This is a genomic window from Anaerocolumna sp. MB42-C2, assembly GCF_030913705.1.
Taxonomy (GTDB): Bacteria; Bacillota; Clostridia; order Lachnospirales; family Lachnospiraceae; genus Anaerocolumna.
Window position 1 is genome coordinate 1,321,983 of the sequence record NZ_CP133190.1, and the last position, 12,653, is coordinate 1,334,635.

Annotated in this window: 9 protein-coding genes; 3 read left to right on the forward strand and 6 right to left on the reverse strand. The window is 36.4% G+C overall.

The genetic code is table 11. From position 1 onward, the window contains the following. Nucleotides 1–384: 384 nt before the first annotated feature. Nucleotides 385–2,895, forward strand: coding sequence for a GH39 family glycosyl hydrolase (locus tag RBU59_RS05935; protein ID WP_308146959.1), 2,511 nt, complete (start codon nucleotides 385–387; stop codon nucleotides 2,893–2,895). Nucleotides 2,896–3,004: 109 nt separating this feature from the next. Here RBU59_RS05935 and RBU59_RS05940 read toward each other — a convergent pair whose 3' ends face one another. The 6 genes from RBU59_RS05940 to RBU59_RS05965 all read right to left on the reverse strand — a co-directional run bounded on the left by RBU59_RS05940 (nucleotide 3,005) and on the right by RBU59_RS05965 (nucleotide 10,277). Continuing rightward, nucleotides 3,005–4,372 (reverse strand): hypothetical protein, encoded by a 1,368-nt coding sequence (locus RBU59_RS05940; RefSeq protein WP_308146960.1) that lies wholly within the window; start codon nucleotides 4,370–4,372, stop codon nucleotides 3,005–3,007. Between the two features lie 86 nt (nucleotides 4,373–4,458). Further along, nucleotides 4,459–5,724, reverse strand: coding sequence for an FAD-dependent oxidoreductase (locus RBU59_RS05945; protein ID WP_308146961.1), 1,266 nt, complete (start codon nucleotides 5,722–5,724; stop codon nucleotides 4,459–4,461). Between the two features lie 362 nt (nucleotides 5,725–6,086). Next, nucleotides 6,087–7,301 carry a pyridoxal phosphate-dependent aminotransferase gene (locus RBU59_RS05950; RefSeq protein ID WP_308146962.1) on the reverse strand — a complete coding sequence of 405 codons (1,215 nt, stop codon included), beginning with the start codon at nucleotides 7,299–7,301 and terminating at the stop codon, nucleotides 6,087–6,089. A 15-nt stretch (nucleotides 7,302–7,316) separates the two neighbouring features. After that, nucleotides 7,317–8,303 carry an NAD(P)-dependent oxidoreductase gene (locus RBU59_RS05955; RefSeq protein WP_308146963.1) on the reverse strand — a complete coding sequence of 329 codons (987 nt, stop codon included), beginning with the start codon at nucleotides 8,301–8,303 and terminating at the stop codon, nucleotides 7,317–7,319. Nucleotides 8,304–8,334: 31 nt separating this feature from the next. Beyond that, nucleotides 8,335–9,237, reverse strand: coding sequence for an AEC family transporter (locus RBU59_RS05960; RefSeq protein WP_308146964.1), 903 nt, complete (start codon nucleotides 9,235–9,237; stop codon nucleotides 8,335–8,337). 14 nt (nucleotides 9,238–9,251) lie between these two features. Next, the gene (locus tag RBU59_RS05965) at nucleotides 9,252–10,277 is read right to left on the reverse strand and encodes a hydroxyacid dehydrogenase (RefSeq protein WP_308146965.1); all 1,026 of its coding nucleotides are present in this window, start codon (nucleotides 10,275–10,277) and stop codon (nucleotides 9,252–9,254) included. A 197-nt stretch (nucleotides 10,278–10,474) separates the two neighbouring features. Between RBU59_RS05965 and RBU59_RS05970 the strand changes: the two genes are divergently transcribed. Then, nucleotides 10,475–11,644 carry a PucR family transcriptional regulator gene (locus RBU59_RS05970; protein ID WP_308146966.1) on the forward strand — a complete coding sequence of 390 codons (1,170 nt, stop codon included), beginning with the start codon at nucleotides 10,475–10,477 and terminating at the stop codon, nucleotides 11,642–11,644. Between the two features lie 205 nt (nucleotides 11,645–11,849). Continuing rightward, nucleotides 11,850–12,575, forward strand: a complete 726-nt coding sequence (locus RBU59_RS05975; protein WP_308146967.1) for a hypothetical protein — start codon at nucleotides 11,850–11,852, stop codon at nucleotides 12,573–12,575. Nucleotides 12,576–12,653 lie beyond the last annotated feature (78 nt).

The window sequence follows — 12,653 nt, forward strand, 5'->3', positions numbered from 1 at the left end:
CTTCCTCCAATCCATAAACTCTTAAATAAATTAATAGTTATATATATACATCAAAGCTGCGCGCTTAACTTTGATATATTATCTTAATAAGGGTTCTGTAGTTTTCCTAATTTGTATATTGACTATACTATTTGTATATTTTCTATATTATTTAGAATTTTTTGTGATTTATAGCGTTATATATATTATACTTTTTCACCTTCGGGAAGTCGTGTCTATTTTAAGAATTTATACCTCACATTTTGCTCATCTACGTTAATTTTGTTGGCAATGGCTCAAAAATTGCTTTTTCACTTGTATTTGAAACAATGTTTTTGTATAATTTTTATACAATCTACGACATTTTTCAAACATGATTAATAAAAGTGACAGGAGAGTTAAAAAATGGTAGCAAAATATGAGTTAATTAAATACCCAAATGGAATGTCTATCCTTTTCTACGATATCAACTATTTAAAGGCAATTCCTCACTGGCATAACGAAATTGAGATAATTTTCGTTATTTCCGGCACCTTAGAATGTATTATTAGTGGAGATACCTTTTGTCTGAATAAAAACGAAATCGCAATTGTAAACTGTGAACAGATTCATTCCTGTATAAGCAGTAAAGAAAAAACCACTCAGATTTTGTTGCTGCAAATTAATGAACAGCTTTTCAAAAGCCTTAACATTGATTTATCCTCCATACACTTTGTCAATCAAATAAGTACTGATATTCAGTCAGACTACTATCATGAGAATTGTGAAGCCTTAATTAAATTATCAAAAAAACTGGCTTCGATCATCCCTCCTAAAAAAGATTCCAATCAATCTGCCATTAATCTTCTTTGCTGTAATATTATTTCTATGCTGCCAGTAGACGATTCCTATGCTGCTACCTCTGACAGACAGCTGGCAATAAAAAATAATCAGATTAACAGAATAAAAAATATCTTTGCTTATGTAGAAAAGATGTACCGCGAGGATATCTCGTTAGAGGATTTAGCGAGCTCTGAAAATTTCAGTCCCTATTATCTCTCACATACTTTTAAAAAATATACAAATACAACATTCACTCAATATCTTAACAGTTATCGGATCAGTATGATTCAAAAAGATCTAAGAAATACAAGTGATTCCATAACAGAAATCTATCTTCGCCACGGCTTTGGCAATAACAAGACTTTCAACCGTACTTTTCATAAATTGACCGGTTGTTCACCAAGCGAATATAGAAATAATTCAGCTACAGCATCGGAAGAATTTCACGTAATTCCCAAAAATGAAACGATAGATACCGGCATCGGCACCTATATTTATTATAATTCACCCAAACTTAATACCGGGAAATATCTGCTATCCGGACAAATAGATGAGGAAGCTCACCCGGCTCTGGCAGCCAATACCGAATCGAAACGTATCCTGATTACTGCTTCCACTTCAAAACGTCAATTTAAAAAATACTTTCTTACCACTACTTCAACCGGCAGGGCACACGATATTCTTCTGGCAAAATGGCGTCAGCAATTTGAAGTATTGCAAAATACATTGCATTTTCAATATATACGCTTTCACGGTATCTTCAACGACGAAATTGGTATAATAACCCGTTTTAAGGAAACTTATCAATATAATTTCTTTTATATTGATGATATCTTTGATTATTTACTAAGCCAGGGCTGTAAACCTTATATTGAGCTTGGTTTTATGCCAGAAGTTCTGAAATCGGATGAACAGACCATTTATTTCTATAAAGGTCATACCTGTCCCCCGTCCTCCCTATCTAAATGGATCGAATTAATACAAGCTTTTATGGAACATATCATAGGACGATACGGTAGGGCAGAAGTACTGACCTGGTTTTTTGAGGTATGGAATGAAGCGGATCTAAAAGATTTTTGGAGTGGTACTATAGAACAATATTTAGAACTATATGAAGCTACCGTTAAAACAATCAAGGCTTATGACCAGGGTTTTAAAACTGGAGGTCCCGCCGCTTCCAGTGCGGTTTATTGGGATTACAATATACTTCCCGATTTTTTAACATTTTGTTCTGCAAAACGGATTCCGTTAGATTTTATAAGTGTTCATTGTTATCCTGTTTCATTCCGAGTACTACCGGAATCAAAGAATAAACGACGTATTTATCATGATATCAATGACTTAACAAGGAATTTTGACTGGATCTATACACAGCTTAGCGGAACTGTTTTCACTGATGTTCCCATTCATATTACCGAATGGAATTCATCCCCTTTTGCCAATGATTACATACATGATACTGCTTTTATGGCTACCTTTATACTACATAACGTTATCGCGAATATAGATAGGGTTGAGCAGCTGGTGTTTTGGGAATTATCCGATCTTTTGGACGAAGATTATGTACCGTTTAACGAATTCGGTGGCAAATATGGTTTAATGAACCGCTCCGGTTTAAAAAAACCCTCATTTTTTGCTCTACAGGCTCTTTCCAGATTATCAGATGAAATCCTTAGTTGGGGAAGCGATTATATCGTAACAAAATCGCAGAACTGTTATCAGATATTATGTTTTAATCACTGCCATTATTCGGATGATTTTACTTCAGGGAAGGAAAATGTATTATCCTATTACGACAGATATTCTATTTTTGAGCAGGGACAAAAAAGACAATTTCAGTATACGATTGTAGAACAAGGAGATTTCTCTTATGAAATAGTCAAATATCAATTTGACCGTGAGAATGGAAGTATTTATGATTTTTGGTTAAAAAATGGTGCTCCTGAATATCTTACTGCTTCGCAGTTAACTTTCTTTCAGGCGAATAATCACCTGAAGCAATCCATTGAGTACCGAAGCTGCAGGGATTTTCTTATATTAAATGCAGAAGTTGAACCTTTAGGTTTTATTTTATACGAAATTAAACGGTTGTAGCAAAAATGGGCATTTGTAAAATTCTTAGCTTAAAAATAAGCACAATCATAAGTAAACTAAGGATTTCACAAAACCCTTTCAGTTATTCAATCAGTTTTCTTTATGTATCCTATACTAAAAACAGTGCTACAATTATCGTTGCTCCTAATCCGCTTAAAACTGGGATCAAATTCTTTCTTGCAAGTTCGGTTGCTTCGATTCCGCATATAGCTGCAACGGGAATTACTCCCCATGGAATAATAGTACCGCCGCCTACCCATACCGTAACAATCTGGCCAAGGGCAGCAAGTGATGCTATATGTATATCGCCTATTGCTGAGAAAGTCTGTGCAATGGAACCAACTAACGGAAGCCCGGAAAATCCTGATCCATCCAGTCCGGTAATAACTCCGACTGCAGTTTCTGTTAATACCATCGTAAATTTTGAAAGGGGAATCTGCGATGAAATCCAAAGCCCGATATCATTTAAAAGACCTGTTGCTTCCGGTCCAAGTACCGTCTTCGCAAACCCCTCACTTCCCATAAAAAAGAAGGAAGCAATAACAATTACCGGTGCAAATATTTTTATTGCAAACTTAAACCCCTCCTTTAAATGGTCTGTTGCTGTTTCAAGCGCCTGGCCAACTCCTTTATCCAAAATAGTAATAATACAGGTTAGGATTAGTGCCGTACCTGCAACAAGTGCTGTTGCATCTCCGCCGTTAATCTTAAAGGTAATCATGATAATAATATCTGCGATAAAGGAAAGCGGCATAAAAACTGCTATAAATCTGGCACGTTTCGGTTTCTTAATTTCTTTTAACACAAATTCTTTTTTTGTTATTGTCTGTGTACCCTTATTAAGCTTCATTTCTCTAAGCATCATAAAAAATGCTACACCTGCTGTAACCACCGACATTGTAATCCACAATGGTATCGACGCCTTTATTACTTCATTCACATCAATACCTGCCGCGGCTCCTGTAATGGAGGGAGCTCCCTGTATTACAAAATCAGAGGATAGACCCATACCATGACCGAAAATATTCATTGCAACCGCTGCCCAGATAACCGGAAGTCCAACTTCTCCGGCAACCGGAAGTAATAGAGCTCCGATTAATGCAACTGCCGGAGAGGGCCATATCAGCCATGAAACAATTAACATTGTAAATCCTATAATCCAGAAAGCGGCCTTATTATTCTTTATAATTTTCCTGACCGGAAACATCATCACCTCATCCGCCCCCAGATCGATCATGGCTTTTGACATTGATACAACCAATGCAATTACTATAATAATACTTAATAACTCAATAAATGAATGAATCAATGCATTATTAAGGATCTGTATTGCTTTAATAGCACTTCCTGAATAGATAAATCCGATGATAAGGGTACCTGCAATACAAGGAACTACTATTTCTTTTTTAAATAAAAGAGCAATTAATATAATAACGGTAATGACAATATAAGCAATATGCAATGATGTAAGTTCCATTCTGATTTCCTCTCTTTCCTTTTTGTTTACCCGGCTAAAATGCGAAACAAGATTATTTTAATTCGTTTCGCAATTGCCTATCCTGTTTACGATGCAAAAACATTCCATAGTCCTTCTTTTTTAATATTCTCTTCTATTTTATTAATATCCGTTTCATATAATCCAAGTTTCTTCATATGTTCAAATAGAACAGAACCGGAGAAAGTATATTTCTTACCAAGTCCCTCTTTTTTCTCCATTTCTTCATTCACATATGCGATTGCCTCACCGATTGCCGTTTTTCTGGATAGTTCAAGCAATGGTTTATTACGTAAGAATCTTGTACTGTTAAACCCTGCCAGAACCCCTGTTACAATAGCTTCCGTATGACCTACCAAAAGACCTGCTTTCTCACCGGCACAGAACAGATTCTTTATACCCTTTACCTGTAATGCATTGGTTCTTGGAGACATATCAAAATATCTCATAGAGTTTCCTTTTCCTCCGGCATAAGGATCTTCATATCGGGCATTCTCAAAACCAGGAATTTTATGAAGTTTTTCGATTGAATAATACGGTGTCATCAGCTTTGCGTGTCCGGTATCAAGAAGAATGATATTCTCAGCAAATTCCTTTAGGGCATATTGCTGACAGGCCTTTACACTTAAATGGTTTTCCATGAGTTCCTCCGGCAGCGGTATTACTGCAACACCTGTGGTATTCAGGGTTTCAACTATTTCAGGTGCCAAAGATTCTTTATAAAGCTTACAGGAACCGCTCATTGCGCCGATGGAGTCATCTGCTTTTTTTCCTGTTTTCTCGGTTATACCGCAAACACCGGTAAGACTTACCCTGCCGCCGAAACTCGGGCATCGAAGTACGCACATTGCACATCCATTGCCGTACTTACTGCAATTATTTATGGGACCGGCAGTTCCTGTCGTATCAATAAAAACATCACCTGCGTAAACCTCTCCGCTTGATGTCTGAATACTCCTTAAAACTCCATCTTCTACCTGTGCTCTGACTATTCTCTCCTGGAGTCTGATTTCAACTCCGATTTCTTTTAAGTAATTTGTAATAGCAACTGGTGTTTTTGCAATGTCATACAGGCTTGCATGGGCATGTCCCGGAAAATTGATATTGGTATGCCGGCAGTTTTCATCAATCATCTTAAATATATCTCCTCCGCCCATGGCAATCATTTCTTCTGTTGCGGTATATCTTCCGTTATTTCTCATGATTCCGCCGACTAAACCGGTTCCGAGAAGTAAATCCGTTCTTTCTATCAAAATAACATTTGCTCCCTGTTTTCTTGCCATATATGCTGCGGAACATCCTGCCCATCCGCCTCCGGTTATTATTATGTTCATTTGTATCCTCTCCGCCTTTCTGCTAAATTAATATTATCTTTTCCATATTGCTGCAATTTTATATAATGTATACCAGTCAACTGCCAAACTATTTAACCGGTATAAAAAAAAAAGCAAAGGAGCAGTAATTTTTCTGCTTCTTTGCTTTTTTTAAACTTATGAACTTATTTCTCTTTTCTATTAATGAAAAGAGTATACCTGTAGTTATCTTATTTTACAATAACCATATTGTACATTTTTCGACAAAAGTTATGGACACTTTGTATAATCAGATGACTAAAGCAGTAAAATAATACTTTAAAACCCTATTTTTACCTGCATTTAATCCAATCGGCACAAAGGGTTCCTACCTGCTTGTAAGCTCAAATCGAGCTCACCTTATCAAGTTCCTTAACAAATTCATCTAATTTATTCAGAGCTTTCTGTATATTTTCTGTAGATGCAGCAAAAGAAATTCTTATAAAATCTGAACATGACTTACCCAGACCCACACCCGGAATTACAGCAACATATTTTTCCTCTAATAATCTGCTTGCAAATTCCATTCCGCTCAGTCCTGTTTTAGAGACATCTACCATAATGTAAAACGCTCCTTTGGGAATTACGTAGGAAAGTCCTTTTATATTATCAAGTCCTTTCATAAGCAAAATTCTTCTTTTTGCAAATTCATGAATCATTGAGGTAATTTCTTTTATGGTTTGTTTTGTATCCATACCCTCTTCTACCCCGATCTGTATAAAAGTCGGTGAGCAAGTGGTAGAATACTGGTGTATTTTTAAAATTCCATTGATTCTTTTTTCACTGGCTGTAATATATCCTAATCTCCAACCGGTCATAGCATAGGTTTTTGAAAATCCGTTTATTATTACAGAACGTTCTTTCATACCCGGAAAGGAGGCAATCGACGTAAATTCAGTATCATCATATACCAGTCTGTTGTACATCTCATCCGATACAATAATAAAGTTATGCTTTATGGATAATTCACACAACTGTTTTAGCGTAGCGTTGTCATAAACCGATCCAGCCGGATTATTAGGATTATTGATTACTAACATTTTGGTTCTTTCCGTAATCTGTTTTTCCACTTCCCCAATATCAATCCCAAACTGATTCACCGGCTTCAGATTGATAATAACAGGTATACCACCGCTTATTTTAACCATGTTTTCATAATTCACAAATGCGGGAGAAAATATTATGGCTTCATCCCCCTCGTCAATAATGGATAAAATCGTATTATTGATGGCTTCGGCACCGCTGCTGGTTACTAATATTTCAGATTGGTAATCATATTCTATACCGGTTTCCTCCAAAGTCTTTTTGGCTATCTTTTTCCTTAATTTTTCATAACCCCTGTTAGAACTGTAATGGGTATGATTCTGGCTGATTGCATTAATGGCAGCCTCCTTAATATCCCTCGGTGTATTAAAATCCGGTTCACCGGCACTTAATGCGATGATTTCCTTGCCGCTTTTTCTTAATTCATCCACCCGGTTAAGAACTGTTCTAATGAGAGAGGGCTCAACCTTTTTAACACGGTTTGATTCTGCGGTAATATCATAAGTTTTGTTCATATTAATCCACTCCTTTTAGATAATATCATTCGAGCAAAATCCTTTATTTTCATATTCTTCTAGATTTTCAAAGGTTGTTTTGATCATATTCTCAATTGCCGTATCCGTATAAAAGCTCATATGAGCCGTATATATAACATTTTCATACTCCATAAGTTTTTTCAGAGTTTCACTTATGAATTTATCACGATCCACCTTTTTTCTTATATATGCAGTTTCAGAATCATATACATCAAAAGCTGCCGCACTGATTTTCCCAACTTCTATGGCATTTAAAACTGCTTCATAATCCATCAGGCCTCCTCTTGCCGTATTAATCAGCACTGCCCCGTGTTTCATGCGGTTTATGGTGTCGTGATTAATAAATCTTCTATTTTCTTCTGTTAGTGGACAGTGAAGTATAAGAATATCGCTTTCAGAAAATATATCATCTAATTCCGAATAAGTAACAAGATTTGTTACACTTTGATTCGCATACAAATCATAAGCCAGAATTCTGCATCCAAAACCACTTAATAATTTTATGGTCTCCGTACCAATTCTGCCGGTGCCTACAACTCCCACCGTCATATTGCGAAGTTCCCTGCCTTTTAATCCGGTTAAGGTAAAATCATAATTCTTTATCATTGTAAGCTCAAGCTTCATTTTTCTAAGGCACATTAAAACCATGCAAAGGGTATGTTCAGCTATGGCATTTGGTGAATACCGTGGAACATTTGCCCCTTTTATACTATTTTCTTTCATTGCTGCAAGATCCATATGATCCGTGCCGGCTGCCCTTGATACAATATATCTGACACCGGCCTTTTTTAATTGCTCCGTTTTCAACTGTGTTACTTTACAGTTGGTTGTAATCCATACCGCATCATAACCTGTGAATTTATCTGAATCAGAAGAATTAAAATCAAAATCTGCCATTTTAAGGTCAAACCTAAACTTCCGGTTGCATTCCAGAATATATTCTGTTTCATCCTGATTTACATAAAACAATAAAACTCTCATCTTAGCACTCCTTTCATTTTAAGGTTATATATTAAACCAATAAGATACTTACAAATGGTATTGTAATCAAAGATAATACTGTACTGACAAATACACAGGAGGACGCGAATACTGAATTACCTCCATATTTATCGGCAAGCATTACTGTTGTACTTCCGGCCGGCATTGCGGATAGCAATACAATCACTCCAATTACCAGGCTGTCGACAGCAAATAATTTTAATATTATAAGTATAACAGCAGGTATGATGATTAACCTAATGGCCGAATAGTAGAACAGTTCTTTATCCAATATTTCTTTTACATGAATTTCTGCCAGAATGGATCCGATCACGATCATGGAAATTGCCGTATTACAGTTTCCGATTCCGGAAAGTGTTTTTAACATAAAACCCGGCAGCTTAATCTGTGTAAACATTAAAATAAATCCTATGAATACAGCAATAATGCAGGGATGTGTCATCAATTTTTTTGCTGTGGATTTCCCGTCCGTATCGGTAAATAACTTAAGACCTGAAGACCACATTGCAAACCGGAGGGGAATAAGCGCAACAGATGCAAATAAAAGGCCCTGACTCCCAAAGACGGATTCTACAATTGGGTTTCCTAAAAAGCCTGCGTTGGAGCAAATGATTGCGTACCGTAACACAGCTTGTTTATCTTTACTGCTTTTTCGAAAAAGCATCCTGCTTACAATTACATAGATCACCTGGGTAATAATGGCTGCAGCTAAAACCGTAATGCAATTAATAAGTATACTGTAAGACCAATCTATTAGAAATGAATTTACAATATTGCAGGGGAGTATTATTTCTATAATCAGATCCGTCATTTTTTTTCTGTTATGGCACGTAATAATTCCTTTCTTCTGGGCATAGATCCCAGCAAGTATTAGTAAAAACAAAGTTCCCTGCATATTAAGCATCGATAACATATCCTCTCCCCGCTTTAGTACTTATCACCGAATTCATACCGGTAATAATTCATCACTGCCGTAATACCTTTATTTTCCTCAAAGCTGTCTTTTATCTTATTCACCGGATAGGAAACCGGTCGTTTCTCCAATACTTCCGTAATCCCCAGTGCAGCCTGATATGCCATTCTCTCAAGCGCTTCCGTGGTAAATGCAGCGGTGTGAGGTGTAACAATTACGTGCTCCATATGTAACAGAGGATTATCGGGTTTAGGAAGATTACCCTCAAATACATCAAGTGCTGCTCCCATGATTTTATGCTCTTTCAGAATATTGATTAATGCACTCTCATCAATAATCTCTCCCCTGCCGGTATTGATAAGATATGCTTCTTTTTTCATTAAAGAAAGTTCCCGCTCTCCGATTATATGCTTTGTCGAGATACTTCCCGGCAAATGCAGGGATAAAAAATCAGCGGACGAAATCACTTCATCCATATCATCCGTGAGAAGTGCATAATCCGTTTGTTTCTTCCCTTTTATCCTCCGGTTATAACCGATTACTTTCATATTTAGTCCGAATGCTGCAATTTTAGCCACCTGTGTACCGATATTTCCCATACCTATAATGCCAAGTGTTTTGCCGGATACATCACTGCCATACATTTTTCGTACTTCAAGATTGCCGCTTTTTAAACCATTGTTATAATGAATGGATCTTTTAGCAAGCATTAATATAAGTCCGATTGCATATTCGGCCACGGAGCTCTGGTTGGAACTCGCTGCGTTAGTAACCTGAATTCCAAGCCTGGTTGCAGCATCTACATCGATACAATCAACACCCACTCCATGCATGGCTACCACTTTTAGCTTTTTACAGGTTGTAAGGACCTTCTCCGTAATATTCCCATTCCGTGTCAGTATGCCGTCGCAATCCACTCCTTCCTCCATCAGTATTTCTTCCGTAATACCGGAACCCATCTTTAGCTCATACCCTTCTTCTTTCAGATATTCAATACCTTTTTTATCAATTGGTTCCGTAATTAATATCTTATATCCCATACAGCACCTCCGTTTTTCTTTATTTGATATAAAAAGTATAAAAGTATGCCTGTTTTCTTACAATAATCACTATGTACTGAATTAATTTAATTCGGTGGACACTTTGTCCATTTTCTTATTATCCTAAGAAAAATATCGTTGACGAATAACATATCTTGGCAGTATCCTTATAGAAACAGGAAAGTGTGGTGATTTTTATGAGCTTGATGATCAGACATATCGTTGAAAATCAATTACTTAGAGGTGTTAAGCTGGTTGCAGGTTTTTCCGGAGAATCCAATGTGATATCATGGGTTAACGTAATGGAAATACTTGACTCACCTAACTCAGTGCAAAGAGGTGAGCTGCTTGTAACAACCGGTTATAATCTAAACGAACATGAATTATTTTCTGATCTTATTTTAACACTTAAGAATAATGGTGTAAGCGGTATTGCAATTCAAACCGGATATTACATCGATAAGATACCCGGTTATGTCTTAGACGAATCTGACCGGCTTGGTTTTCCTGTGCTGGAAATTCCGAAAGATCTTACTTTCTCGGATATTCTTCGAATTCTGATACAAAAAATAAATGCATCAAAATCAGAAAATGAATTGTCAGATGAAGCAGCAAGGTCCAGATTCCAATCGATATTTGAAACTCTTAAGCAATATTCACAGATTTTGTTTCATGAATATACCGGTAAGGTTGCACATCTTTTTTATGTTCAACCCATTAATCAATATGCAGTCAGTGAGACAACTGCTCTTACTTGTATGAACAGGATTAAATCTTATCTGACCGACCGGGCTGATACCTGTGAATATCATACAGCCAAAAATGGTATCACCTCTTTTCTCCTTATTTTTGAAACAGAAAATAAATACCTGTCCATGATCTATGATTTTAGTATTGAACTGACATTTTTATCCGAACAGCAGGGTATTCATTATTATGTTGGCATTGACCGGATAAAATCTCTCGAATCCTTATATCTTTCATTTGAGCATGTTTTAGAATGCACTGAGTTACTAAAATCCATACATGCTAAAAGAGGTGTATGTTCTTACGACAATATGACTTTTATCAAAATGTTTGGGATTCTGCATCAGAATGAACATTCATTTGTATCAGATAATCAGGCTCTTCAGATTCTTCTTAACTATGACAGGATTAACCAAACCAATTATGTACAAACCTTAAGATATTATCTTGCGGATAACTGTAATGCCTCCAAAACTGCGGCGAGGCTTTATATCCACCGGCATACGCTTCAAAAACGTCTTGAAAAAATCTATGATTTATGCGGAATTAATTCAGATGATTATTTTGCACGGTTGTATATGTCCATATCACTGCTTTTTCACGATTACTTTGCTTTCTGACTGGTTTTTTTTAATATGGACAACCTGTATATGTTTTTTAACAAAGTGACTACTCTTTCAGGAAATCTCTTATATGGCTTTACATCATATAATCCATATGCTATTTTGAATTCAGAAATTACAATCGGCAATTGCGAAACTATATAGTTTTTTGAATATACCATGCAATTACTTAAGAAATTCCAACTACGAAAGGAGCCGGGATATGAGAATAAAAGGTGGTTATACAAGTTATGGGCAATATATAGGAATTTTAATGATGGATACAGTCTTTCCCAGACTTGTCGGAGATATAGGAAATGCCAGAACTTATAAATTTCCTGTCAAATACTACACGGTAAGAAATGTTTCTACCGATAAAATGAATGCATCCAATGCTGAGAAATTATTACTTCAACCTTTCATAGAGGCAGTAAAAGAATTAGAGAAAGAAGGCTGCAAAGCGATTACTACAAGCTGCAGTTTCCTGACCGGATTTCAAAAACAACTTGCGGACGCAGTAAATATTCCTGTATTTACCAACACGCTGATTCTAGCTCCCTTTATCCATACCATGCTTGGCAGCAAACTAAAAATAGGTATTTTAACCGAACGGGCCGATCTTATACATGATGATACCTTTAAACAGCTGGGCTGGTCAAGTAATGATATTCCGGTCAGCATTAGCGGTATGCCCGAGGATTCCCCTTTCTCAAAACTATTTATTCAGGACAACCTGGAAGAAGACCTCGAGGTACTGGAGGATTGTATCAAAGAGCTTACCTTAAGTCATATGGAGCAAAATCCCGATACCGGTGCAATTATTCTGGAATGTACCAATTTTGCACCATTCACTAATCTTATTCAAAACATCTCAGGTGTTCCTGTTTTTGGAATAAATCAACTGATGGAATATATGGATTCCTGTATCTGTGCACCTGAATATTATTAGTCTAATATACTTACCGTGAGGCATGTTTTCCTCACGGTAATGCTTTTATTTAATATCTTTATATTCTTTATTTGGATA